This is a genomic window from Rhodococcus sp. WB1 (assembly GCF_001700945.1).
Lineage (GTDB): Bacteria > Actinomycetota > Actinomycetes > Mycobacteriales > Mycobacteriaceae > Rhodococcus > Rhodococcus aetherivorans.
This window is the reverse complement of record NZ_CP015529.1, coordinates 4,572,921-4,598,104: the sequence shown is the minus strand read 5'-3', so window position 1 is coordinate 4,598,104 and position 25,184 is coordinate 4,572,921. Positions and strand designations below refer to the sequence as shown.

The 25,184-nt window shown below is 70.6% G+C and carries 25 protein-coding genes; 19 read left to right on the top strand and 6 right to left on the bottom strand.

The window, feature by feature from the left end; genetic code table 11:
• The first annotated feature begins 49 nt into the window (after positions 1-49).
• From A4U64_RS20530 to A4U64_RS20475, 12 genes are all read left to right on the top strand, one after another.
• On the top strand, positions 50-235 hold the full coding sequence (locus A4U64_RS20530) for a ferredoxin (RefSeq protein WP_006937853.1): 186 nt from the start codon (positions 50-52) through the stop codon (positions 233-235).
• 121 nt (positions 236-356) lie between these two features.
• Positions 357-1,301: a 3-oxoacyl-ACP reductase gene (locus A4U64_RS20525; protein WP_065923038.1), complete on the top strand. Its 945-nt coding sequence runs from the start codon at positions 357-359 to the stop codon at positions 1,299-1,301.
• 485 nt (positions 1,302-1,786) lie between these two features.
• Positions 1,787-2,551 (top strand): MlaE family ABC transporter permease, encoded by a 765-nt coding sequence (locus tag A4U64_RS20520; protein WP_006937862.1) that lies wholly within the window; start codon positions 1,787-1,789, stop codon positions 2,549-2,551.
• A gap of 20 nt (positions 2,552-2,571) precedes the next feature.
• Entirely contained in the window at positions 2,572-3,420 is an 849-nt protein-coding gene (locus A4U64_RS20515) for an MlaE family ABC transporter permease (protein ID WP_029541049.1), read from the top strand.
• Positions 3,421-3,424: 4 nt separating this feature from the next.
• Positions 3,425-4,603, top strand: a complete 1,179-nt coding sequence (locus A4U64_RS20510) for an MCE family protein (RefSeq protein WP_006937867.1) — start codon at positions 3,425-3,427, stop codon at positions 4,601-4,603.
• Between the two features lie 72 nt (positions 4,604-4,675).
• Positions 4,676-5,695, top strand: a complete 1,020-nt coding sequence (locus A4U64_RS20505) for an MCE family protein (RefSeq protein WP_006937869.1) — start codon at positions 4,676-4,678, stop codon at positions 5,693-5,695.
• Positions 5,692-6,750 carry an MCE family protein gene (locus A4U64_RS20500; protein WP_006937871.1) on the top strand — a complete coding sequence of 353 codons (1,059 nt, stop codon included), beginning with the start codon at positions 5,692-5,694 and terminating at the stop codon, positions 6,748-6,750. Before A4U64_RS20505 ends, A4U64_RS20500 begins: the two co-directional genes overlap by 4 nt.
• Complete coding sequence (locus A4U64_RS20495; protein WP_065923037.1) at positions 6,747-8,078, top strand: MCE family protein; 1,332 nt, start codon at positions 6,747-6,749, stop codon at positions 8,076-8,078. Before A4U64_RS20500 ends, A4U64_RS20495 begins: the two co-directional genes overlap by 4 nt.
• Complete coding sequence (locus A4U64_RS20490) at positions 8,075-9,310, top strand: MCE family protein (protein WP_065923036.1); 1,236 nt, start codon at positions 8,075-8,077, stop codon at positions 9,308-9,310. Before A4U64_RS20495 ends, A4U64_RS20490 begins: the two co-directional genes overlap by 4 nt.
• Entirely contained in the window at positions 9,307-10,722 is a 1,416-nt protein-coding gene (locus A4U64_RS20485) for an MCE family protein (RefSeq protein ID WP_065923035.1), read from the top strand. Before A4U64_RS20490 ends, A4U64_RS20485 begins: the two co-directional genes overlap by 4 nt.
• Complete coding sequence (locus A4U64_RS20480; protein ID WP_050034586.1) at positions 10,722-11,252, top strand: hypothetical protein; 531 nt, start codon at positions 10,722-10,724, stop codon at positions 11,250-11,252. The genes A4U64_RS20485 and A4U64_RS20480 overlap by 1 nt, the downstream gene beginning before the upstream one ends.
• Positions 11,249-11,833 (top strand): hypothetical protein, encoded by a 585-nt coding sequence (locus tag A4U64_RS20475; RefSeq protein WP_029541061.1) that lies wholly within the window; start codon positions 11,249-11,251, stop codon positions 11,831-11,833. Before A4U64_RS20480 ends, A4U64_RS20475 begins: the two co-directional genes overlap by 4 nt.
• A gap of 13 nt (positions 11,834-11,846) precedes the next feature.
• On the opposite strand, the gene A4U64_RS20470 is transcribed toward A4U64_RS20475, so the two are convergent.
• From A4U64_RS20470 to A4U64_RS28590, 3 genes are read right to left on the bottom strand one after another with little or no spacing between them, the layout of a single operon-like run.
• Positions 11,847-12,380: a response regulator gene (locus A4U64_RS20470; RefSeq protein WP_102800445.1), complete on the bottom strand. Its 534-nt coding sequence runs from the start codon at positions 12,378-12,380 to the stop codon at positions 11,847-11,849.
• Positions 12,377-13,846 (bottom strand): alpha,alpha-trehalose-phosphate synthase (UDP-forming), encoded by a 1,470-nt coding sequence (locus A4U64_RS20465; protein ID WP_164528090.1) that lies wholly within the window; start codon positions 13,844-13,846, stop codon positions 12,377-12,379. The genes A4U64_RS20470 and A4U64_RS20465 overlap by 4 nt, the downstream gene beginning before the upstream one ends.
• 56 nt (positions 13,847-13,902) lie before the next feature.
• The gene (locus A4U64_RS28590; RefSeq protein ID WP_006937887.1) at positions 13,903-14,076 is read right to left on the bottom strand and encodes a hypothetical protein; all 174 of its coding nucleotides are present in this window, start codon (positions 14,074-14,076) and stop codon (positions 13,903-13,905) included.
• 157 nt (positions 14,077-14,233) lie between these two features.
• Here A4U64_RS28590 and A4U64_RS20460 point away from each other — a divergent pair, with 157 nt between their 5' ends.
• The 3 genes from A4U64_RS20460 to A4U64_RS20450 all read left to right on the top strand — a co-directional run bounded on the left by A4U64_RS20460 (position 14,234) and on the right by A4U64_RS20450 (position 18,633).
• Entirely contained in the window at positions 14,234-15,961 is a 1,728-nt protein-coding gene (locus A4U64_RS20460; protein ID WP_051359166.1) for an ABC transporter transmembrane domain-containing protein, read from the top strand.
• Positions 15,958-17,724, top strand: a complete 1,767-nt coding sequence (locus A4U64_RS20455) for an ABC transporter ATP-binding protein (protein ID WP_065923034.1) — start codon at positions 15,958-15,960, stop codon at positions 17,722-17,724. Before A4U64_RS20460 ends, A4U64_RS20455 begins: the two co-directional genes overlap by 4 nt.
• 108 nt (positions 17,725-17,832) lie before the next feature.
• Positions 17,833-18,633: an alpha/beta fold hydrolase gene (locus A4U64_RS20450; RefSeq protein ID WP_006937895.1), complete on the top strand. Its 801-nt coding sequence runs from the start codon at positions 17,833-17,835 to the stop codon at positions 18,631-18,633.
• A 160-nt stretch (positions 18,634-18,793) separates the two neighbouring features.
• Here A4U64_RS20450 and A4U64_RS20445 read toward each other — a convergent pair whose 3' ends face one another.
• From A4U64_RS20445 to A4U64_RS20435, 3 genes are all read right to left on the bottom strand, one after another.
• A complete protein-coding gene (locus A4U64_RS20445) occupies positions 18,794-19,114 on the bottom strand; it encodes a WhiB family transcriptional regulator (RefSeq protein WP_081636978.1) in 321 nt (106 codons plus the stop codon).
• A 132-nt stretch (positions 19,115-19,246) separates the two neighbouring features.
• Positions 19,247-20,020: an SDR family NAD(P)-dependent oxidoreductase gene (locus A4U64_RS20440; RefSeq protein ID WP_006937897.1), complete on the bottom strand. Its 774-nt coding sequence runs from the start codon at positions 20,018-20,020 to the stop codon at positions 19,247-19,249.
• Between the two features lie 32 nt (positions 20,021-20,052).
• The gene (locus tag A4U64_RS20435) at positions 20,053-20,877 is read right to left on the bottom strand and encodes a sugar phosphate isomerase/epimerase family protein (RefSeq protein WP_050034588.1); all 825 of its coding nucleotides are present in this window, start codon (positions 20,875-20,877) and stop codon (positions 20,053-20,055) included.
• Between the two features lie 186 nt (positions 20,878-21,063).
• Here A4U64_RS20435 and A4U64_RS20430 point away from each other — a divergent pair, with 186 nt between their 5' ends.
• From A4U64_RS20430 to A4U64_RS20415, 4 genes are all read left to right on the top strand, one after another.
• Entirely contained in the window at positions 21,064-22,464 is a 1,401-nt protein-coding gene (locus tag A4U64_RS20430) for an MFS transporter (RefSeq protein WP_065923542.1), read from the top strand.
• Positions 22,461-23,345, top strand: a complete 885-nt coding sequence (locus tag A4U64_RS20425; protein WP_006937900.1) for a transketolase — start codon at positions 22,461-22,463, stop codon at positions 23,343-23,345. The genes A4U64_RS20430 and A4U64_RS20425 overlap by 4 nt, the downstream gene beginning before the upstream one ends.
• Positions 23,342-24,331, top strand: a complete 990-nt coding sequence (locus tag A4U64_RS20420; protein ID WP_065923033.1) for a transketolase family protein — start codon at positions 23,342-23,344, stop codon at positions 24,329-24,331. Before A4U64_RS20425 ends, A4U64_RS20420 begins: the two co-directional genes overlap by 4 nt.
• A gap of 104 nt (positions 24,332-24,435) precedes the next feature.
• Positions 24,436-25,092, top strand: a complete 657-nt coding sequence (locus tag A4U64_RS20415; protein WP_065923032.1) for a GntR family transcriptional regulator — start codon at positions 24,436-24,438, stop codon at positions 25,090-25,092.
• Positions 25,093-25,184 lie beyond the last annotated feature (92 nt).

Sequence of the window (25,184 nt, the reverse complement as noted above, 5' to 3'; positions counted from 1 at the left end):
GCGCGTCCGGCGCCCGATCGGTCGAGCAAGCAAGAAGCGAGGTCTGTTCATGGAGGTCAAGGTCGACTTCGATCGTTGCGAGGCGAACGGCGTGTGCGTGGGAATCGCGCCCGAGGTGTTCGATCTGAACGACGACGACGAGCTGATCGTCACGCACCCCATCGCGCCGGAGCGGGAGGAGGACGTGCGCACGGCAATCGCCCAGTGCCCGCGTGCGGCGCTGAGCGAGGCCTGACGGCGCCCCTTGTCAGAAACGAGAACACGTTCTACATTTCCGGTGGTCGCCGGAAGCCGCGGCGACCAGGAGCGCGGCGGCCCCGGGTGGGCCGCCCGACATCGCTAGGGAGAGCGCGTCCATGAGTGCAACCGGCAACGGTCTCGGCCCCGCAGGAAACGGTGCGACGGACGAGGGGGGCCTGGGTCTCGACGGCAAGGTCGCCGTCGTCACCGGCGCCGGTGCCGGGCTCGGCCGGGCGGAGGCCGTCGCGCTGGCCCGGGCCGGCGCCGCGGTGGTCGTCAACGATCTCGCGGCGACCGATGCTGTCGAGGAAACCCTCGCCGAGATCCGCGACCTCGGCGCCGATGCGGCGTTCGTCGCCGGCAGCGTCGCGGAACGTGCCACGGCCGACGCGCTGCTCGCGACGGCACAGGAACGCTTCGGCGGCCTCGACATCGTCGTCAACAACGCCGGAATCGTGCGGGACCGCATGCTGTTCAACATGTCCGACGAGGACTGGGATGCGGTGATCGCCGTGCACCTGCGCGGCCATTTCCTGCTGTGCCGCAACGCGGCGGCGTACTGGCGTGGCGAGTCCAAGAAGGCCGGCGGTCCCGTCTACGGCCGGATCGTCAACACGTCCTCCGAGGCCGGCCTGCTCGGCCCCGAGGGGCAGGCCAACTACGGCGCCGCCAAGGCGGGAATCACGGCACTCACCCTCTCCGCCGCGCGGGGCCTGTCCCGGTACGGGGTGCGCGCCAACGCCATCTGCCCGCGGGCCCGCACCGCGATGACGGAGGGCGTCTTCGGTGCCGCGCCCCAGGGGGAGGTGGATCCACTGTCGCCCGAGCACGTCTCGGCACTGGTCGCCTACCTGGCGTCGCCCGCGGCGGACCGGATCAACGGCCAGGTCTTCGTCGTCTACGGCCCGATGGTCGCGCTCATGGCCGCGCCCGTCGTCGAGCAGCGCTTCGACGCGGACGTCCGGTGGACCCCGGAGAGCCTCGCCGAACGGGTCGGCGGCTACTTCGGCGACCGGGACCCCGCCCGTAACTTCTCGGCCGCGCAGGCACTCGCCCTCTGACGTCCCACTAGGCGGTACCCGAAGTGACATGCAACGTTGTCCTTCGGTAATATCGCGCCGTCCGGGGCCGATCCGGCTAGTGTCGGCCCGACCCCGGGCTCGCGTGTCGTCCGGCGATCCGGGCGCGTGAACGCGCGGCCGGAGGCCGCTCGGAGATCGTGTAGTACCTGTTCTAGTTTTGCGTCCCGCGACGCGGTTCGCGAAGGGGCGGCCGGCGCGGTTCCCGACCGAGTTCGGTCCCGTGGGCGGGCGGCGGATCCGATCTCGCGGTCCACTGAATTCCCAGTTCGAACCCCGATTTTCCGCTCGACGCGAGCGCCGCCGGTTCGGTCGGTGCGGCGGGGCTCCCGCCCGCAGAGGTAGCCGTGTCACGCCGCGCCGCAGTGGTCTTTGACACGTGAACACGTTCTAGTTAGTATGACGCGGGTCACAAGCTGACCCCTCGCCGGCCTCGGCCGGCGAGCGAACCAACGGAGGAGGAGACGGTGGTAGACCTCCTCGAGGTACCGCTCCGCGCGGTCGGTGGATTCTTCGCGATGACGGGCGAGACCGCCCGGGCCGTGTTCTCCCGGCCCTTCCAGCGACGCGAGTTCGTCGATCAGGCATGGTTCGTCGCGCGGGTCTCCCTCGTGCCGACGGTCCTCGTCGCGGTGCCGTTCACCGTCCTGGTCAGCTTCACCCTCAACATCCTGCTGCGCGAGATCGGTGCCGCCGACCTCAGCGGCGCCGGCGCCGCACTGGGCGCGGTCACCCAGGTCGGCCCGATGGTCACCGTGCTCATCGTCGCCGGTGCCGGCGCCACCGCCATTTGCGCGGACCTCGCCGCCCGCACCATCCGAGAGGAGATCGACGCGATGCGCGTGCTCGGCATCAACCCGATCCACCGCCTCGTCGTGCCCCGGGTCCTCGCGTCCACCGTCGTGGCGCTGCTGCTCAACGGGCTGGTGTGCACCATCGGCATCCTGGGCGGCTTCGCGTTCTCCGTCTTCCTCCAGGACGTGAACCCCGGCGCCTTCGTCAACGGCATCACCCTGCTCACCGGCTTCGGCGAACTCGTGATCTCCCAGGTCAAGGCCGGCCTGTTCGGCATGATCGCCGGCCTCGTCGCCGCCTACCTCGGCCTCAACGTCAAGGGTGGCGCCAAGAGCGTCGGCGACGCCGTCAACCAGACGGTCGTGTTCGCCTTCATGGCATTGTTCGTGGTCAACCTTCTCGTCACCGCCGTCGGCATCAAGCTGACGGGCGGGTGACCGGCACGGCGGTGATGTAGATGGCAGTGATCTCCTGGCGCTTCCCCCGCGTGCGGCGCCGTGTCGCCCGCGCCTCCGACTCCGTGGACCGGCTCGGCGAGCAGGCGCTCTTCTTCGGCAAGGCGCTCGGATACGCCCCGCGCGCGATCACGCACTACCCGAAGGAGACGGTCCGGCTGATCGCCGAGATCAGCATGGGCACCGGTGCGCTCGCCGTGATCGGCGGAACGGTCGTCATCGTCGGCTTCCTGACCCTGTTCACCGGCGGGATCATCGCCGTGCAGGGCTTCAGTTCCCTCGGCAACATCGGCGTCGAGGCGCTCACGGGCTTCTTCGCCGCCTTCATCAACGTCCGCATCGCGGCGCCCACCATCGCGGGCATCGGCCTGGCCGCCACCATCGGCGCCGGTTCGACCGCCCAGCTCGGCGCCATGCGGGTCTCGGAGGAGATCGACGCGCTCGAGGTCATGGCGATCCCGTCGATCCCGTATCTCGTGAGCACCCGCGTGATGGCGGGGATGATCGCGATCGTCCCGCTGTATTCGCTGGCGGTGATCGCCTCGTTCATCGCCAGCCGCTTCGCGACCGTCGTGCTCTACGGCCAGTCCGCGGGCGTGTACGACCACTACTTCGACACGTTCCTCATCCCCACCGACATCCTGTGGTCGTTCGTGCAGGCCATCGTCATGGCGGTCGCCGTCATGCTGATCCACACCTACTACGGCTTCAACGCCGGTGGCGGCCCGGTCGGTGTCGGCGTCGCCGTCGGCAACGCCGTGCGCGCATCCCTGATCGCCGTGGTGACCGTGACCCTGCTCATCTCGCTCGCGGTGTACGGGGCGACCGGCAACTTCAACCTGTCGGGATAGGCGCATGGACACACCTTCCTGGAAGAAGAAACTCGCGGCCCTCGGTCTCGTCGGGGGACTCACCGTCGCCGTCGCGCTGGCGCTGCTGATGTTCGCCGGTGCCTTCACCGCCACCACCCCGGTCACGGTCACCTCGGCGCGGTCCGGCCTGGTGCTGGAGCCCGACGCGAAGGTCAAGCTCCGCGGTGTCGAGGTGGGCCGGGTCCGGTCCGTCGAGCACACCCCTGACGGCGCGCTGCTGCAGCTCGCGATGGATCCCGGCCAGCTGCACCTGGTGCCGTCCAACGTGCGCGTGGCCATCGAGTCCACCACCGTGTTCGGCGCGAAGTTCGTCAATCTGCTCATGCCGGACGATCCGTCGCCGGTGCCGCTCCAGGAGGGTGCGATCATCGCGGCCGAGAACGTCACCGTCGAGTTCAACACGGTCTTCCAGCACCTGTCCGACGTGCTCGCGCAGGTCCAGCCGGAGAAGCTCAACGCCACCCTCGGGGCGATCTCCGAGGCCCTCAACGGTCGCGGCGACACCCTCGGCGCCACCCTCGTCGAGGCCGACGACTATCTCGCGACGATGAATCCCTCGCTGCCGCAACTGCAGTACGACCTCGCCGTGGCCGCCGACGTCACCAACCTGTACGCCGACGTCGCGCCCGACGTGATGAACCTGCTCGACAACGCCACCTCGATCGGCAACACCGTCGTCGACGAGCAGGCCAACCTGGACCTGATGCTGATGAACGTCACCGGCCTGGCGAACACCGGTCGCGACGTCCTCGGCGAGAACGAGGCGCAGCTGACCTCGGCGCTGGACCTGCTGACGGAGACCACGACGCTGCTCGGCGAGTACTCGCCGGAGCTGACGTGCTTCATCATCGGGCTCAACGACGCGCGAATCGCCTTCGAGCCCATGGCCGGAACCGGCAAGTACCCGGCCCTGATGCTGAGCACGAACTTCCTGGGCGGCGCCACCATGTACGACCACGAGAAGGACCTGCCGGTGGTGGGCGCGACGGGTGGGCCGAACTGCCACGGGCTGCCGGCCTTCGATCCCAAGCGCGACGGCCACGCCCCCTTCGTCGTCGCCGACACCCATCCCGTGCCGTTCCACCCGAACACCGAGACGTGGGTGCGGTACCCGACGATCTTCGGTTTCCTGTTCGGCGACATGCTCCCGGGAGGCGAGTGAGATGCCGGAGTCGCAGAGGCGGACGTGGACGCGCCCGGTGGGCCGGGCGCCGCGGGGGAGCGGGGTGATCCGGTGAGGGCCACCACGGTCAAGTTCCTCGCGTTCACCGTCGTGATGGTGCTGATCTTCGCGGCACTCGCGATCGTGTTCAGCCAGGTGCGGTTCACCGGCACGCAGACCTATCACGCGACGTTCACCGACGTGTCCGGGCTGCAGGCCGGCGACAAGGTCCGCATCGCCGGGGTGCCCGTCGGGTCGGTCGACAGCGTCGACATCGGTCGCGGCAACCAGGCCGAGGTGTCCTTCGACGTCGACGCCGAGCACACGCTGCTGGCGAGCACCAAGGCCACGGTGCGGTACGAGAACCTGGTGGGCGACCGCTACCTCGAGCTGCTCGAGGGACCGGGTACCGGCGAGACGCTGCCGGCCGGCGGCACGATCCCGGTGGCGCAGACGGAACCCGCGCTCGACCTCGACCTGCTGCTCGGCGGATTCAAGCCGCTGTTGCAGGGCCTCGACCCGCAGCAGGTCAACGACCTGTCCGGCGCGCTGCTCCAGGTCTTCCAGGGGCAGGGCGGCACCCTGGTGTCGCTGCTGGGCAACACCAACTCGTTCACGAACTCCCTCGCCGACCGGGACCGGCTGATCGGCGACGTCATCGACAACCTCAACGCCGTCCTCGCCACCATCGACGAGAACGACCAGCAGTTCACCGAGACCGTCGACCGGTTGCAGACCCTGGTGAGCGGGCTCGCGCAGGACCGCGACCCGATCGGCACCGCCATCCCGCGGATCGCGGCCGGCACCGGGGATCTCGCCTCGCTGCTGCAGAACAACCGGCCGGACCTGCAGTCGGTGATCGCCGAGACCAACCGCACCATGACGCAGCTCGACCTCGGGCGCGACGACATCAACCGGACGCTCGAGCGGCTGCCGAACGACTACAAGAAGCTCATCCGGGTGGGGGTGTACGGCAACTTCTTCCAATTCTTCCTGTGTGCCAACACGTTCAAGTTCTCGGGACCGGACGGGACCACCATCCGTTTCACGTCGGCCGAGCAGACGACCGGAAGGTGCGCGAAGATCGAATGAGTCCGATCCGTGAACGCAATCCCGTGCAGGTCGGCATCGTCGGCCTGTCCGTCGCGGCCGCGACGGTGCTCGCCGGCCTGCAGTACGACCAGCTGCAGTTCCTCTCCGGCGGCCTGACCTACTCGGCGTACTTCGCCGACGCCGGCGGTCTCGTGCCCGGCGACACCGTCACCCTCGCCGGCGTCGACGTCGGCGAGGTCACCGACGTCCGCCTCGACGACCAGCAGGTTCTCGTCGCCTTCACCGTCCGCGACGGCATCGCGCTCGGCGAGGACACCGGGGCCGACATCAAGACGAACACGGTGCTCGGCCGCAAGTCCCTCGCGGTGCAGCCCTACGGTTCGGGGACGCTCGACCCGCGCGAGCCGATCCCGCTGGCGCGCACCGACTCCCCGTACTCGCTCACCGACGCTCTCGGCGACCTCACGACATCGGTGTCGGATCTCGACACGGAGCAGATCAACGACTCGCTCAACGCGCTGTCGGATTCGCTGCAGGACACCCCACCCGAGTTGCGCGGGGCGCTCGAGGGAATGACCAGGCTGTCCCGGTCCATCAACGCGCGCGACGAGTCGCTCGAGGACCTGCTGGCCCGCGCCGAATCGGTGACCGGCATCCTCGCCGAGCGCAGCGACCGGATCAACGCCCTCGTGGTGGACGCCAACGCCCTCTTCGGGGAGCTGAGCGTGCGCCGCGACGCGATCACCGAGCTGATCGCGAACATCTCCGCGGTCTCACGGCAGCTGTCGGCGCTGGTGCAGGAGAACCAGGCGCAGATGGCTCCCACCCTGGAGAAGCTCAACGCGGTGACCGCCAACCTGCAGGCGAACAAGGAGAACATCGCCGGCGCCCTCGACGGTCTCGGCCCGTACATCAGCGCGCTCGGCGAGTCCGTGGCGAGCGGTCCGTTCTTCAACGCGTACGTGTCGAACGTCCTGCCCGCGCCGTGGTGGAAGGCCTTGGTCGACAGCACGGTCGCCCCCGAGCTGCTGCAACAGGACCTGCAGGACATCATTCCGAAGAACCCGCCGTCGATCACGAAGGATGGCGAATGAGCACCCACACCTTCGAGGCCCCCGGGGGGCGGCCCGGAAAGCGCCGCCGCCTGCTGATACCGGTGATCGCCGGTGTCGCGGTGGTGGCCCTGGCCCTCGTCGCATTCGCCGTGGTGCTGCCCGGCTGGGGGAAGCGCACGATCAACGCCGAATTCGTCTCCACGAGCGGCCTGTACGAGGGCGACGACGTGCGCGTGCTGGGCGTGAGCGTCGGCACGATCACCCGCATCGAGCCGGGCGACGACCTGGTGCGCGTGCAGATGCAGGTCGACGACTCCGTCGACATCCCGGCCGACGCCAAGGCCGTGATCATCGCGCAGAGCCTCGTGTCCGCGCGCTTCATCCAGCTGACCCCGGCGTACTCGGGCGGCCCGCAGTTCGCCGACGACGCGACGATCCCGGTCGAGCGCACCGCCTCGCCGGTCGAATGGGACCAGATCAAGACGGAACTGATGCGCCTGTCGGAGGCGCTGGGCCCCCAGGGCCTCGACCCCCAGGGCTCGCTCGGCCGCTTCATCGATACCGCCGCCGAGAACCTCGACGGCAACGGCCTGACCGTCCGTGCCACGCTGCGCGAACTGTCCGACACCATGCACACCCTGTCGGAGGGGCGCACCGACCTGTTCGGCACCGTCCGGAACCTGCAGGCGTTCGTGTCGGTGCTCTCGACCAGCAACGAGCAGATCGTCCAGCTCGGTGGCCGGCTGGCGTCGGTCTCGGACGTCCTCGCCCAGAGCTCGGGCCAGCTCGGCACCTCGCTCGCGGACCTCGACCTCGCGGTCGGCGACGTGCAGCGGTTCGTGCAGGACAACCGGGCAGCGCTGACCGAGTCGGTGCAGCGCCTCGCCGACGCCACCGAGGTGCTCGCACGCAAGCGGCCCGAGATCGAGCGGGTCCTGCACTCCGGCCCGACGGCGCTGGCGAACTTCTACGACATCTACAAGCCCGCCCAGGGCTCGCTCACCGGTGCGCTGGCGATCAGCAACCTCGCCAACCCCGTCGAGTTCATGTGCGGGTCCGTGGCCGCCGCGGCGAACGCCACCTCCGACCGCAGCGCGGAGCTGTGCCGCCAGCAGCTCGGGCCGGTCCTCCAGTCGCTGGCGATGAACTACCTGCCGATCATGACCAACCCCATCGCCGCGGTGGAGGCGTTCCCCGACCAGATCGTGTACACCGAACCGGGTCTCGAGGCGGAAGCCGAGGCGGCGGGCCGGGGCATCGCTCCCGCGGACGCCACTCCGCCGCCGGCCGGGCCGCTCTCGGATCTGCCCACCGTGACGGTTCCCCCCGACCTCGGTGCGCTGTTGCAGCCGGGAGGAGGACGATGAGCACCCGAACCCGGCACACCCGCCCGGCACGGCGGTACGCCGCCGCCGCGATGGCGGTCGCGGCGTCCCTGACGTTGACCGGATGCGAATGGGAGGGGCTCAACTCCCTCCCCCTGCCCGGCACCGCCGGGCACGGCGAGGACGCCTACCAGGTACGGATCCAGATGCCGAATGTGACCACCCTGACGCAGAACTCGCCGGTGCGGGTCGACGACGTCCAGGTCGGCAGCGTCACGAAGATCGAGGTCGAGGACTGGCACGCGCTCGTGACGGTGGCCCTCGACGGCGACGTCGAACTCCCGGCGAACGCCACCGCCAAGATCGGGCAGACCAGCCTGCTCGGCTCGCAGCACCTCGAACTGGCGTCGCCGTCGGACGAGCCGCCGCAGGGCCGGCTCGAGGACGGCGACCTGATCCCGCTCGAGCGGGCCGGGGTGTACCCGACCACCGAGCAGACGCTGTCGTCGCTGTCGGTGGTCCTCAACGGCGGTGGACTCGCGCAGATCAACGACATCACCACCGAGCTGAACGCGGCGCTGAACGGGCGGGAGGACTCGATCCGGAACCTGCTGCCGCGGCTCGACGAACTCGTCGGCACCCTCGACCGGCAGCGTGGCGACATCATCGCCGCGATGGAGGGCATCGATCGGCTCGCGTGGACGGTCGACGCGCAGAACGCCACCCTCGTCCGTGCGCTCGACGAGATGCCGGCCGCGCTGAACGTGCTGGTGGAACAGCGGCAGGACCTGACCACCGCGCTCACCTCGCTCGGCGAGATGAGCACCGTCGCCAGCCGGCTCGTCGAGAACAGCGGCGACGACCTGCAGACCAACCTGCAGGCGCTGGCTCCGACACTGCGTGCGCTCGCCGACTCGGGCAACGCGCTGACCGAGGTGCTCGGCGTGCTGCTGACCTATCCGTTCCCGCAGGCCGGCATCGACCAGGTGATCCGGGGCGACTACGCGAACCTCGCCATGACCATCGACCTCACCCTCGAACGGCTGGACCTGAACTTCCTCACCGGCACCCCGCTCGCCGGGCGCCTCGCCGGCCCGGAAGGCATCCTCGGCCGGGACGCCGGGCTGGCGGCCCAGTCCGCGGACCCCTTCCAGGCCCCGCTCCAGCAGCCGGCCGCGCAACCCGCGCCCGGCCCGGCCGCAACGCTGTCGGTCCCCGGTCTGGGGGAGATCACCGTTCCGGGGCTGCCCCCGCTGGGGGTGCCCGCGCCATGATGCTGTCGAAGTTCGTCCGGATCCAGCTCGCCATCTTCTCGGTGCTCACGGTGGTCGGGTTGCTGGTGATGTCGCTGCAGTACGTGCGGCTCCCGCAGCTGCTCGGCGTCGGCCGGTACACGGTGATCGTGGAACTGCCCTCCACCGGCGGGCTCTACCCGCACGCCAACGTCACCTACCGCGGCAACACCGTCGGGGTGGTCGACAAGGTGCAGCTGTCGCCGGCCGGGGTGGAGGCCATCCTGTCGATCGACAGCGACCGCTCGATCCCCGCCGACGTCGACGCAGCGGTCCGCAGCGTGTCCGCCGTCGGCGAGCAGTACGTGGACTTCGTTCCCCCGCAAGATGGTTCGAACGGGGAGTATCTGTCGGACGGCGACGTGATCCCGGCCGACCGGACGTCGGTGCCGCAGGAGGTGGGCGAGCTGCTCGACCAGGCCGACGTCCTGCTCGCCAGCATCAGCGACACACGGCTGCGCACCGTCGTCGACGAGTCGTTCGACGCGTTCAACGGGTCGGGGCCCGACCTGCAGCGGCTGATCGACTCGACCCGCCTGTTCGTGCAGGAGGCGAGCGCCGGCAGCGAGCAGACGAAGGCATTGCTCGATCAGCTCGGTCCGCTGCTCGACACCCAGGTCGTCACCAGCGACGCGATCCGCTCCTGGACGCGGGACATGCTGACGTTCACCGACGGGCTGCGGGCCGCCGACACCGACCTGCGGGCGGTGCTCGCGAAGGGGCCGGGCGCCGCGGCCGAGGCCGAACAGCTGCTGCAGGACCTGCGGCCGACGCTGCCGCTGCTGCTGGCCAACATGGTCGGCGTCGGGGAGGTGGGCGTGCTCTACAACGCCGGCATCGAACAGATCCTGGTGCTGTACCCGCCGATGACCACGGCGCTGATCACCGCGGCCGGCAGCGGACCGGCCGAGGACGGCGCGGTCGTCGACTTCCACCTGCAGCTGCACGATCCGCCGCCGTGCCTGTCCGGCTTCCTGCCGCCCGAACAGTGGCGCAGCCCTGCGGACACCACGATGGTGGACACCCCCGGCGAGGTGTACTGCAAGCTCCCGCAGTCGGATCCGAACGCCGTGCGAGGCGCGCGGAACCTGCCGTGCATGGAGTTCCCGGGCCGGCGCGCCCCCACGCCGGAGGCGTGCCGCAACGGGTACCAGCCCGAATACCTCGACAACCCGTGGCGGGGCGCCCCGACGCCCGTGCAGTCGGAAGGCGACATGCCGGTGCCCGCCTCGCACGCGACCGGGACGGGTGCGGCCGCGCCCGCCGGGGTGACGGCGCGCGGCATCGACCCGGCGACGGGAACGTACATCGGTCCCGAAGGTACGGTGTACCGCAACGTCGACACCGGCCCCGAGACCAGTTTGGAGACGTACATGAAGGCGCAGCAAGGCTGATGGCGGACGAAGAGACCCCCACGACATCGACGCCGGAGACCGGACCCGCCCGGCAGAGCCGGGTGCTCCCCGCGGTCGCAGCCCTGATCGTCCTCGCCCTGGTGGGCGCCGGAGTGTGGCTGTGGCTCGGCGCGACGGCCGACCGCGACCACGACGCCCGGCGGGCGGCGTACCTGCAGGCCGCGCGGCAGACCGTGCTGAATCTGACCACCATCCACCCGCAGAGCGCGGCCGAGGACGTACAGCGTCTGCTCGACGGGGCGACCGGTGACTTCAAGGCCGAATTCGAAGGACGCGAAGGGCCTTTCGTCGATGTGGTGACCAAGGCGAACGTGGACACCACCGGTGAGGTGATCGAGGCCGGAATCCAGGCCGAGGACGGCGCCTGCATGTCCTCGCTCGTGGCCGCGCGGTCGATGGTCAGCAACGCGGAACAGCCCGAACCCGAGCCCCGCGACTTCCGGCTGCGGGTGACGATCTGCGACGAGAACGGTCGGCTGCTGGCCTCGAAGGTGGATTTCGTACCATGACCGAGCATTCGAAGGACGAGGCCGTGACCCTCGAGAAGACCGACGACGCCGCGGGCGTGGAGGGCGCGGAAAGCGCTACGGCGCAGCCCGGCTCCGGGGGAGGTGCGCGCCGGATGCTGCTCGCGGCCCTCACCGCCGCGGCGATCGTGCTCGCCGGCCTCGTCGGCGTGGGCGTGTACGACAAGGTCGAGCGCGACGGCGCCGAGGCCGCCCGGACCGAGGCCCTGCAGGCCGCCGAGGAGCAGGCCGTCGCGATGCTCGCGTACGACCACGCCACGGTCGACGAGCAGGTCGCCGCCGCCTCCGACGGGCTCACCGGCGACTTCCGGGACGAGTACACGAACCTGATGAAGAACGTCATCGCGCCCGGCGCCAAGGAGAAGGCGATCACCGTGCAGGTGAGTGTGCAGGCGTCGTCGGTCGTGTCGGCCGAGGCCGATCGGGCGGTGACCCTGTTGTTCCTCAACCAGATCACCACCAGTTCCGTCAATCCCGAGGCGGTCAGCAGCGGCAGCCGCGTCCGCGTCGAACTCGAGAAGCACGACGGCCGTTGGCTGGTGAGCCGCCTGACCCCGATCTGAGCCGGGCGGACGGTCAGCGGCCGGGCAGGCGCACCATGTGCACGAAGAACCGGTCGATGTGCCGCACGGTGGCGACGAACCGGTCGAAGTCCACCGACTTGGAGACGTAGGCGTTGGCCCGCAACCGGTAGCTGCGCACCACGTCCTCCTCGGCGGTGGACGTCGTCAGCACGACGACGGGGATGGACGCCAGGTCGGGATCGGCCTTGACCGCCTCGAGCACCTGCCACCCGTCGTACTTCGGCAGGTTCAGATCGAGCAGCACCAGCGCCGGCCGCACGGCGCCGGCGTGGGCCCCGCGCCGGTACAGGAAGTCGAGAGCCTCCGCGCCGTCCCGCACCACGTGCAGCGTGCTGCCGATCTCGTTGGCCTCGAACGACTCCCGGATGATCAGCTCGTCCCCGGCGTCGTCCTCGACGAGCAGCACGTCGAGGGAATCGGCGGGCGTGGGCATGCGTGGTGCCGGCGTCCCGGTCGTCGCCTCCTCGACGTTGCGCTCGGACGACGACCGGACACCGTAGGCTTCGCGGTCCGGTGTGCTTGTCACTCGGGCTCGCCGACCTCCGCCGGCGCGATCAGCGCCGGACCGGCCGCGCCCTGATGCGCGAGTGCGTCGAGGAAGGAGCGCGCCCACCGGTCCACGTCGTGGGCGAGGACCTGCCGGCGCAGTGCCCGCATGTGCCGCCGACCGTCCTCGCGGGACTGGTTCAGCGCGGCCTCCATCTTGTCCTTGACGTCCTCGAGGTCGTGCGGATTGCACAGGAATGCCTGGCGCAGTTCCGCTGCCGCCCCGGTGAATTCGCTCAGGACGAGGGCGCCGCCGAGGTCGCTGCGGCAGGCCACGTACTCCTTGGCGACGAGGTTCATGCCGTCGCGCAGCGGCGTCACCAGCATGACGTCGGCCGCGACGAAGAACGCGATCAGCTCGTCGCGCGGAATGGGCCGGTGGATGTAGTGCACCACGGGCCGGCCCACCTCGGCGTACTCGCCGTTGATCCGGCTGACCGTCTGTTCGATGGCGCCGCGCATCTGCACGTACGACTCGACGCGCTCGCGGCTGGGGGTGGCCAGCTGCACCATCACCGTCTCGGCCGGATCCACCCGGCCCTCGGCGATCAGCTCGAGCAGCGCGTCGAGCCGGACGTCGATGCCCTTGGTGTAGTCGAGCCGGTCGACGCCGAGCATGATGTGCTTCGGGTTGCCGAGCTCCTTGCGGATCTGCTTGGCGCGGTCGCGGATCGACTTGCGGCGGGCCCGCTCGTCGAGCTGCCCGGAGTCGATGGAGATGGGGAACGCACCGACGCGCACCGCCCGGAACCCGACCTGCACCACCCCGAGCTTCGAGCGCACACCCACGGTGCCGCGGGAGGTCTGATGACCGGCCAGCCGGCGCGCGAGGTACAGGAAGTTCTGGGCACCGCCGGGCAGATGGAAGCCGATCAGATCGGCGCCGAGCAGGCCCTCGACGATCTCGGTCCGCCACGGCATCTGCATGAACAGCTCCACCGGAGGGAACGGAATGTGCAGGAAGAAGCCGATGGTCAGATCCGGCCGCAGCATCCGCAGCATCTTCGGCACCAGTTGCAGCTGGTAGTCCTGCACCCACACCGTCGCGCCCTGTGCCGCCGCCTTCGCGGTCGCCTCCGCGAACCGGCGGTTGACCTCGACGTAGGTGTTCCACCACTCCCGCCGGTACTCCGGCCGGACGATGACGTCGTGGTACAGCGGCCACAGCGTCGCATTGGAGAAGCCCTCGTAGTAGTCGGCGATCTCCTGCCCGCTCAGCGGCACCGGATGCAGCTCGAGGCCGTCCTCGACGATCGGGTCGAGCTCGGCGTCGGCGACACCGGCCCAGCCGACCCACGCTCCGCGGTTGTTGCGCAGGATCGGCTCGAGCGCGGTGACGAGGCCACCCGGGCTGCGCTTCCATCGGGTCGAGCCGTCCGGAAGACGCTCGAGGTCGACGGGCAGGCGGTTCGCGACGACCACGAAGTCCGAACCACCCACGTGCATCGACTCCTCACCTGCAGCCACGTGGTGCTCCTCTGTCCTTGTTCGCCGGTATCCGCTCAGTCCGTCTTCGGGTTCGGCCCGATGCCGAGCATGGACAGCAGCATGCGGCATTCGTCCGCATCCTCCGCGTAGGCAGCGACGACACGCTGTGCCTGACGGGCCGTCTCGTCCGCGACGGGTTCGAGTTCCTCGTCGGGGATGTCGTTCTCGGTGGTGGCGTCCGCGGCCATGGTGGTTCCTCCCGGGCTGGCTGCTCCGTTCGAGCAGGTCATTCGTAGTGCGACTCTATGAGAACCGGCGACTCCGACGCCAGCCGCTCCACGAGTTAGGGTTGGCTCACTTCTGGGAGCGGGGACGGGGAACGGAGAGTTTCGTGTGGTGGGAGGCATGAGCAGCGACGGTGCTCGCCGGATCGATCAGGGGAAGGAGCCGGGTCTGCGGCTGCTGCGGCACACGATTGCGAACCAGCGGGTCGCGCTGGCGATCGGCACCGCGCTGGTCTCGCTGCACCAAGTCATGGAGACCCTCGTCCCCGTCGCGATCGGGGCGATCATCGACGGACCGGTCACCAGCGGCGACGTCCCGACGCTGGTCGTCGCCCTCGCGGGCCTGGCCGCGTTGTTCGTCGTGCTCACCTACTCGTGGCGTTTCGGCGCGCGCCGGCTCGTCGCGGCGATCGAGGCCGAGTCGCACCGGCTGCGGGTCACGGTGGCGCGCCGGATCCTCGATCCGCGCGGGGTGCGCACCTCCCTGCGCATCGGGGAACTCCTGGCGGTGGCGACCACCGACGCCGGGCGGGCCGCGCAGATCCTGCACGTGGTGCCCGCCACCGCCGCGGCGATCACCGCGGTGGCCGGGGCCGCGGTGGCGCTGCTGCTCGTCGACGTCCCCCTCGGTCTGCTGGTGCTGCTGGGCACGCCTGCGATCCTCGTCGCGCTCGACCGCGCCACCCCGCTGCTGACCCGGCGGATGACCGCACAGCAGGAGGCGGTGGCGCGGGCGTCGGGCCTGGCGACCGATCTCGTCACGGGGCTCCGACCGCTGCGGGGCCTCGGTGCCGAGCCGGCCGCCGCCCGCCGCTACCGGGAGGCCAGCGCGGACGCGCTCGCCGCGACGCTCCGCGCGACCCGCGCCGCCGGCGTCTACACCGGCACCTCGGCGGCGGTGAGCGCGCTGCTGTCCGTCGCGGTCGCGGGCGTCGCGGGCTGGGCCGCGCTCGCCGGCCGGATCTCGGTCGGCGAGCTCATCACCGTCGTGGGCCTGGCCCAGTTCGTCGTCGAACCCCTCGGGACGCTCGCCGCCCTGCCGTCGTCGTGGGCCGCGTCCCGCGCCTCCGCCGACCGGCTGTCGCTGGTGCTGCACGCGCCGCCGCTGCTGCCGGCCGGAACCGGGACACCGTCGGACGGCCGCCTCGTGTTGCGCGGACTCGGCTACCGGTCGCTGCGCGGGATGGACCTGACCGTCGCGCCGGGGGAACTGCTCGGTGTCCTCGCCCACCGGCCGCAGGACGCGGAGGCCCTCGCCGACGTGCTGTCCGGGCAGGTGCCGCCGGAGGACGTCCGCGGCGAGCTGACCGTCGGGGGAGTCCCGCTCGGCGCGCTCGACCCCGTCGCCGCACGCCGGACCGTCCTCGCCGAACCGCACCACAGCGACCTGTTCGCCGGCACGCTCGCCGGCAACATCACCGCGGGCATGTGCGACCCGTCCGGGGGCATACCCCCGGAGGTGCTCCGCGCCTCCGCCGCCGGGCAGGTCGCCGACACCCACCCCGACGGTCTCGACCAGCGGATCGTCGACCGCGGCAGCAGCCTGTCCGGCGGGCAGCGACAGCGGGTGGCGCTGGCGCGGGCGCTGGCGCGGCGCGCCCCGGTACTGGTGCTGCACGAGCCGACCACCGCCGTCGACGCCGTCACCGAGCAGGCCGTCGCGGAGGGGATCGCGCGCGTCCGGCACGACGGGGGCGAGCACACGACCGTCGTCATCACCTCGAGCCCGGCGCTGCTCGCCGTCGCCGACCGCGTGGTCGTGGTCGACGACGGCAGGATTGTCGCCGCCGGCACCCACGCCGAACTGGCCGCCACACACCCCACCTACCGGGCGGCGGTGCTGCGATGACGACGCACGAGTCCGAGCTGTTGCCGATCGCCTCCGCCGGACGGTCGTGGCGCTGGCTGGGGGCGCAGCTGCGCGCCGCGCCGGGCCGGGTCGCGCTCACCGTGGCGGTGTCCGTCGGGGCCGCGGTGGCCTCCGTGGTGCCGGTGCGCGTCCTCGGCATCCTCGTCGACCGGGTGCGCGAACAGGCGCCGATGGCCACGCTCGGGTGGGTCGTCGCGCTGATCGCAGCCGCGGCGGTCGTCGGCGGGGTGCTCGACGGCGCCGGCCTGCACCTCGTTGCGCGACTGGGCGAGACGGTGCTGGCCCGGCTGCGCGAGACGGTCCTGGCGCGGGTGCTGCGCCTGCCCACCGAGACCGTCGAACGTGCCGGGCACGGCGACGTCCTCTCCCGTGTCGGCGACGACGTCGCGGTGCTGGCAAAGGCGCTGGTCTCGGTGGTGCCGCAGCTGGTGGCGGCGCTGATGCTGGTGGTGGTCAGCGTCGCGGCCATGGTCGGGATCGACTGGCGGCTCGGGCTCGCCGGGCTCGTCGCGCTGCCGCTGTATGCGCTCGCCCTGCGCTGGTACCTGCCCCGGTCGGCGCCGCTGTACGCCGCGGAGCGGGTGGCGATGGGAGAACGGTCGCAGGCACTCGTCAGCAGCATGCACGGTGTGCGCACCGTCCGCGCCTACGGGCTCGACCCGGCCCACCTGTCCGGCATCGACGCCGCGTCGGGCCGCGCCCGCGACCTCACCGTCGGCGTGTTCGGCCTGTTCACCCGGTTCGCGGGCCGCGCCAACCGGGCCGAATTCGTCGGTCTCTCGGCGCTTCTCGTCGCCGGGTTCGTGCTGGTGCGGGCGGATGCGGTGACCGTCGGCGAGGCCACCGCGGCGGCACTGCTGTTCCACCGCCTGTTCTCGCCGCTCGGGCTCCTGCTCTTCACCTTCGACGACGTCCAGTCCGCGGGCGCCAGCCTGGCCCGCCTCGTGGGCGTCGCCGAGCTCCCGGCGCAGCCGCCGGAGCGCGACGCTCCGCGCGACGTCCGACGCGACGGTCCGCCGGCGCTGGAACTGGCCGGGGTGCGGCACCGGTACCTGCACGGGCCGGAGGTCCTGCACGGCGTGGACCTGAAGGTCGGGCCGGGGGAGACGGTGGCCCTGGTCGGGTCGACCGGCGCCGGGAAGTCGACGGTCGCCGCGGCCGCGGCCGGCGTCGTCACGCCCGCCTCGGGGGAGGTCCGTATCGACGGCCGGTCGCTCGGCGAACTCGGACCGCGGCTGCGTCGCAGCGTCGTGATCGTCAGCCAGGAGGTGCACGTGTTCGCCGGGCCATTGCTCGACGACGTGCGGCTGGCCAGGCCCGGCGCCACCGCGGACGAGGTGGAAGCGGCACTCGACGCGGTCGGGGCCGGCGAGTGGGTCCGCGCGCTCGGCGACGGCCTGCACACGGTCGTCGGCGAGGGCGGACATCCCCTGACCGCGGCCCAGGCCCAGCAGCTCGCGCTGGCGCGGGTGCTGATCGCCGATCCACCGGTGGTGGTGCTCGACGAGGCGACCGCGGAGGCCGGCAGCGCGGGCGCACGGGCCCTCGAAGCGGCCGCGGCCGTCGTGACGCGGGGACGCACCGCCCTGGTCGTGGCGCATCGGCTGACGCAGGCCGCGGCGGCGGACCGGGTCGTCGTGCTCGAGGCGGGCCGGGTCGTCGAGGAGGGACCGCACGCGGCGCTCGTCGCCGCCGGGGGCCGCTATGCGCGGCTGTGGCGGGCCTGGCAGGCCGGCGGCTGAGATGTGCTGCCAGGGCCGCGACCTGCGGTGCAGGGTAGTGTGGATCGGTCCGTTGTGCCCGTGCGGCCGTACGGCCGCACCCGTGCCACCCACCTCAGGAAGGTTTTCATGCCCATCGCGACAATCAACGGCATCCCGCTGAACTACCAGGTCAAGGGGACCGGCGACCTCGTCGTGCTGATCATGGGGACGGGCAGCCCCGGCCGGGTCTGGGACCTGCACCAGGTCCCCGCGCTGGTCCAGGCCGGCTACCGCGTCGCCACCTTCGACAACCGCGGCATCGCGCCGTCGGGGGAGAGCCTCGGCGGCATGACCATCGACGACCTGGTGGCCGACACCGCCGGACTGATCGAGCTGCTCGGCGGTCCCGCGTACGTGGTGGGCACCTCGATGGGCGCGCGTGTCGCACAGGAGCTGACGCTGGCGCGCCCGGACCTGGTGCGCAAGGCGGTGTTCCTGGCCGGGCACGCGCGCATGGACCAGTTCCAGCTCACCCTGACCGAGGGCGAGCGGCAGCTGTACGACAGCCGTGTCGAGCTGCCCCCGAAGTACCGAGCGGCGGTCACGGCCGTGATGAACCTGTCGCCGGCGTCGCTGGCCGACCCGCACACCGCGCGGGACTGGCTCGACGTGTTCGAGTTCACCGGCGGCAAGACGTCGCCGGGCGTGCGGGCGCAGCTGGGAATGGACCGCGAGTTCGACCGTCGCGCGGCCTACCGGGCGGTGCGGGTGCCGTGCCTGGCCGTCGGTTTCGCCGACGACCGGATGATCCCGGCGTACCTGTCGCGGGAGGTCGCCGACGCGATCCCCGGCGCGAGCTACCAGGAGATCCCGGACGCCGGGCACTACGGCTACCTCGAGCAGCCGGAGGCCGTGAACAAGGTGCTGCTGGAGTTCCTGGCGAGCTGAACCTCGCCGTGGCCGGGATCGCGGCCCGTGGCGTGCCGGGTTTCACTCGCCGCCACGGCATTCCGCCGCGTGACCGAGATCCTTCGTGGGCGGTGGCGGACTCGTGAACCGGTGACACGGGTTCGGTGTCACCGGTTCACGGGTGAAAGAGGTGATCGTGTCACCTCGGTTCCGGCGGGACGGCTGCCGGGAGGGCGGGGTGCCGGGCTCGGCGTTCCGCTTCGGTGGTGCCGCCCCAGACGCCGTACCTCTGCCGGCTGTCGAGTGCATAAGCACGGCACGGGATTCGGACCGGGCAGGTGTGGCAGATCTGTTTCGCGGTGCGTTCCCGTCGTAGGCGGGCACCGCGTGGCTCGTCGTCCGGGCCGAAGAACACGGACGGCTCGACGAACCGGCAGTCGGCGCGGGCGGTCCAGTCCTCCCGCTCGTCGCGGGACGGCACGGCGAGTTCCGCGGAGGCGCGGGCGGGCGGTGTGCTCATGGTCGTCGGTGGGTGCGAGTCGACACCGCACTGTCGTGTGAGTGCACGGTCTCCCTGCCGCGTGCGCGGTGAGGAGGTGCGGGGCCGTGTCTGTCGGTAGTTGTGAACCTGTCCGGGCACGGATCCCGGCGGTCAGTGCATGTGGCTGCCGCCGTTGATGTCGACGGTGGTGCCGGTGAGGTATGCGGCGTCCTCGGAGGAGAGGAACGTGATGACCGAGGCCACTTCGCGGGTGCCGGCGGTGCGGCCGAGCGGGATGTCGCGGCAGATGGCGGCTTCCTGCTCGGGGGTGCTGCCCACCCGGATGCCGGTGTCGACCGCTCCGGGGGTGACGGCGTTGACGGTCACTCCGGTGTCTCCGAGTTCGCGGGCGAGGGACTTGGTGAAGCCGAGGACGGCGGCCTTGGCGGAGGAGTAGGGGACCTTGCCGAAGACGCCGCCGCCGCGCTGGGCGGAGACGGACGACATGTTGACGATCCGGCCCCAGCCGTTGTCGATCATCGCCGGCAGGAAGGCGCGGGTCACCAGGTAGGTGCCGGTGGCGTTGACGGCCATGACCTTGTTCCACAGTTCGAGGGTGGTGTCGAGGAACGGCACCGGTGACGTGATGCCCGCGATGTTGGCGAGGGCCCCGACGGGCGGGAGGGTTCCTGCGGCGACTTCGGCGGCGACGGCGTCGTGCGCGCGCTGGACGGAGGCCTCGTCGGCGACGTCGATGTCGTGGCCGAACGCCGGGACGGAGTAGTCGCTGCCGATCTCCGCGGCGACCTTGGCGGACTTTTCACCGTCCAGGTCGAGGACGACGACGGCCCAGCCGTCTTCGGCGTAGCGGCGGGCGGTGGCGATGCCGATGCCGCGCTCGGAGGTGGCGCCGGTGACGACGGCGGTGCGCTGGGTGGAAGACATGGGTTTCTCCTCGATGGCTGTTGATGGCTGGGTCAGGGAATGAGGGGGGAGATGAGGCGGGCCGCCTCCGCGGTGCCGGCGGGGCGCTGCGCGTCGGTGATGTCGCGGGTTTCGAGTTCGAGGCTGAAGTGGCCCGCGTATCCGAAGGCGGTGAGGGCGTCGATGCCGGCGGCGAAATCGGCGGCGCCGTTGCCGATGCCGAGATTGATGTTCCCCGGGACGGCGTCGCGCAGGTGCACATGGGTGATGCGATGGCCGAACAGGTCGACGAAGCCGACCGGGTCGCCGCCGGAAGCGACGATGTGGCTGAAGTCCATCACGATCCCGATCTCGGGGGAGAGTCGGGCGGTCAGTTGCGTGGCACGTGCGGTGTCGCAGCACAACCGGTACACGTGCAACGACTCGGTCCACAGGGCCACGCCGAACGTGTGGGCCGTGTCGGCTGCCCACTCCAATTGGGCGGCAACGGCATCGAGGTCCTCGTCCAATGACCGGACCGGGGTGTGGTCGAGGGCTCCGCACGGCAGGACCAGCGCCCGGGCCCCGACACCGGCGGTGAGGGTGAGCAGCCGATCGAGGTGACGTCTCCGCTCGTCGCGCTGTGCCGGGGTCAGGGGCAGGTTGAGGTCGCCGATGTCGCCGTTGACGCTGCGCACGCGCAGGCCCGACGCGGCCACCTCCTTGGTCACCTGTTCGACGCCGGCGGTGTCGAGCCCGAAGGGGACGTGGTCGCACACTCCCGGCAGGGCTCCGAGATCGATTTCGGCGAACCCGAGTTCGGCGATGGTGGAGAGCGCGTCGCTCAGCCCGAGGTGACGGAAGCTGATCGACGAGCAGCCGAGCCGGTCGTGGACCACGAGAACTCCTTCGAGGAAGCGGGGTGATGGGGACCACGGTAGAACGATTCACTGTCAACAGTCAACGGTCGAAGATTGACGGTTGACAGGGGCTGGTGGCGGCGGTCACACTCGGTGCACACTGTTGACAGTCGACATCCACTGCCCGATCCCCACCGGTCCTCCCGGTTCGAAGAGGAGATGTTCATGAGCACCGATGCTCTCCGGATGCGTGGTCCCGTCCACGGCACGAAAGACGCGAAACGCGTCGCGATCGGCTCCTCGGTAGGGGCGGTCATCGAGACCTACGACTTCATCGGCTTCGGCACCGCCGCTGCCCTGTACTTCGGTACCGCCTTCTTTCCCAGCGGCGATCCGGTCATCGGTACCCTCGCCGCCTTCGCCACCCTCGGTGTCGGATTCGCGGCCAGGCCCCTCGGCGGCATCCTCGGCGGACACCTCGGGGACAGGATCGGGCGCAAGCCCGTCCTGGTCGCCTCCCTCATCGTCATGGGCCTGGCCACGTTCGCGATCGGCCTGCTACCGACCTACACCCAGGTCGGACTCGTCGCCCCGGCCCTGCTGGTGACGGTGCGGATCGTCCAGGGTCTGGCCTTCGGCGCCGAGTGGGGCGGGGCGATCCTGATGAGCTACGAACACGCCCCCTGGAAGGCCAAGGGCCGCTACACCGGCATCGTCCAGGCCGGCTTCCCGGTCGGACTGCTGCTGGCGAATCTCGTCTTTCTTTTCAGCGTGCACCTCGACGGTGACTGGGCGTGGCGCGTACCGTTCCTCGCCAGCATCGTCCTGGTTGCCGTGGGCCTGATCATCCGGTCCAAGGTGCCCGAGTCGCCGGTCTTCGAAGACGTCAAGGACAGCGGCGAGATCGCCGCGTCCCCGGTGCTCGAGTCGATCAGGAAGGACTGGGGCGACATCCTGCGCGGCATCGGGCTGCGGGTCGCCGAAACCGCCGGATACGCCGTCTCGATCACCTACATGATCTCCTACCTGCACACCAACGACCTGGCCGGAAAATCCGAAACGCTCCTGGCGCTGTGCGTCGCCTCCGCGATCGGCATCGTCGCCACCTTCGCCTGGGCCGCCCTGACGGACCGCATCGGGCGGCGCCCGGTGTACCTGGGCGTGTGCGCCTTCGCCGCCCTGTTCGGCGTGCCGATGTTCCTGCTGGTCAACACCGGCCTGTTCGTCCTGATCGTCGCCACGATCGTCATCGCCTACGCGGTGTGCCAGAACGCCCTCGCCGGCGCCCAGGGTGCCTGGTTCCCCGAATTGTTCCAGGCGGCGCGGCGCGCGTCGGGCGCCTCCCTGGCCTACCAGATCTCGGCCATGGTCTCCGGCTTCACCCCGTTCGTCACCACCCTGCTCTACGTCTCTCTCGGCTGGGTCGGCCCGGCCCTGCTGTTCAGTGCCTTCGGGCTGATCGGCTTGATCACCGCCCTGCTCACCCGGGAGACCTGGGGTGCGGCCGAACGTCGCCTCGCCGACGAGGCCACCCGCTCAGAAGAACACGCCTCCGGCCCCGGCGGCGCAACGCTGCGCCACCGGTCCGGGACGGCATCGAGCACCAAGGAAAAGGAACTGCTGTGACCACCACTGCGCACGCCGGCGCCGTCCATCGCGACCGCCGCCTCGCCGCCGTCGACGAGTTCGCCTACCGTCTCAGGCACAATGTGCTCGACATGGGCCAGGAACAGGGCCAGGGCTACGTCGGACAGGCCCTCGGCGCGGCCGACATCCTGGCCACCGTCTACGCGGAGCACCTCCGGTTCCGTGCCGACGACCCGGACTGGGCCGGCCGCGACCGGTTCCTGCTCTCGACCGGCCACTACGCCATCGGCCTGTACGCAGCGCTCGCCGAGGCCGGGATCGTTCCCCGCGACGAACTGCTGACGTACGGCTCGGACGATTCCCGCCTCCCGATGTCGGGTATGTCGACCTACACCCCCGGCATGGAGATCTCCGGAGGCTCGCTCGGGCACGGTCTCCCCATCGCCGTGGGAATGGCCCTGGGTCTGCGCCACCAGGACTCGCAGGCACGGGTGTTCAACTTCCTGTCCGACGGTGAGCTCGACGAAGGTTCGACCTGGGAAGCGGCGATGAGCGCGCACCACCACCAGCTCGGCAACCTGATCGCGATGGTCGACATCAACGCCCTGCAGGCCGACGGCCCGACCGCCGGGGTACTGAGCACCGAACCCGTGCACGACAAGTGGACCGCCTGCGGCTGGCGCACCTACCGCGTCGACGGCAACGACACCGGCGCCCTGCTCGGCGCCTTCGACGAGGCCGCGGCCGGTGCCGCCGTGCGCGGCGCGCCGGCGGTCGTCCTGTGCGACACGCGAGTCGGCAAGGGCGTGCCGTTGCTGGAGACCAGGGAGAAGGCCCACTTCATGCGCATCGACGAGCACGAATGGCAGATCTGCCGCGACCAGTTGACCGCCGGATACGACCTCGAGGATGCTCGATGACCACCACCGCCCCCAAGCTCAAGACGTCGGCGATGATCGCCTCCTTCGTCGACCCCGGCCAGAAGACGACCGCCGCGCCGTTCGGCCACGCACTGGTCGCGGCGGCACGGGAGAACGACAAGATCGTCGGACTGTCCGCGGATCTGGCCAAGTACACCGACATGCACATCTTCGCCGAGGCGTTCCCGGACCGCTTCTTCCAGATGGGCATGGCCGAGCAGCTGCTGCTCGGCGCCGCCGCCGGCATGGCCGAAACCGGACTGGTGCCGTTCGCCTCGACCTACTCGGTGTTCGCCGCCCGTCGCGCCTACGACTTCCTGTGCCTGGACATCGCCGAACCGAACCTCAACGTCAACATCGTCGGCGGCCTGCCCGGCCTGACCACCGGCTACGGCCCGAGCCACCAGGCCACCGAGGACATCGCCATCTTCCGGGGCATGCCCAACCTGACGATCGTCGACCCGTGCGACTCGGTCGACATCGAGCAGGCGGTACCACAACTGGCCGCCTGCGAGGGGCCGACCTATCTGCGATTGCTGCGCGGCAAGGTCGCCACCGTCCTCGACGAGTACGACTACACCTTCGAGCTCGGCAAGGCCAAGGTGCTGCGCGACGGCAACGACGTGGTCTTCGTCGCCAGCGGCCTGATGACCATGCGGGCACTGCAGGCGGCGCAGGAGCTGTCCCGGCACAACGTCGATGTCGCCGTGGTCCACACCCCGACGATCAAACCGTTCGACGCCGCCACCGTGCTCGCCGAGATCGACACGGACCGCCTCGTGGTCACCCTCGAGAATCACACGGTCGTCGGAGGGCTGTTCGAAACGGTGGCCGCTGCCGCCGCCGAGGCGGGCCTGGGCCGGAAGATCACCCCGATCGCGCTGCCCGACCGCTTCCTCGACGCCGGTGCCCTGCCGACGCTGCACGATCGTTACGGCCTGAGCACCGACCGCATCGTCGCCCGCGTCCTGGACGAGCTGAGCTGAGCTGACGCAGTGTGGACGGGCCCGCGCCGCCGCCGGCGCGGGCCCGTATCATTGTCGACAGACTGCTGTCGACAGTCGCCCGCTGACACCGCCTGGAGGCATCAATGGCCGCACAACCTGCCGCGCTGCTCGGACTGGAGAAGACCAGTTTGCGCCAGCAGGCCGTCGCGGCTCTGCGCAGCGCGATCACCAGCGGCGCCCTCGCCCCCAGCAGCCCGCTCGTCGAAACCGAGCTGTCCGAGATGCTCCAGATCAGCCGCGGCACCTTGCGCGAGGCCATGCGCCAGCTCCAGCAGGAAGGCCTGATCTCCGCCGGCGCCCGGGGCCGGCTCTACGTGCGCCACCTCGACGCCAAGGAGATCCGCGACATCTTCGCCGTCCGCGCGGCCCTCGAAGCCCTCGCGGTCCGGGAGCTCGCCGAGCTTCCCGACCGCTCCACCGTGGTCCCGGCCCTGCGCGCGGCGCTCGACATCATGGCGCGTGCCGAGCACGATCTCGATGCGCGCATCGAGGCGGATCTGAACTTCCACCGCATCCTCTGCCGTCTGACCGGCAACGAGACACTGATGCACTCGTGGCAGTCCCTCGAAGGGTCGATCCGCATGTCCATCATGTTCGCCGGCCTGGAAAAGGCTGTCGGCAACATGGACGTCGGACGGCACAGCGCCATCGTCGACGCCATCGAAACCGGCGACTCCGACGAAGCGGCCGCCGCCGTGCGTTCCCATATGAAATGGGCTGCAGCCAACCTCGTTTCGTAGCCGGTTTCCCTCCGGTGCCGCCGGTCCGGCCGTCGTGGCGCTTCTCCGCGCCCGTTCGGGCGGTGGAGTGGTCCCCGCGCTTCGACAGGCCG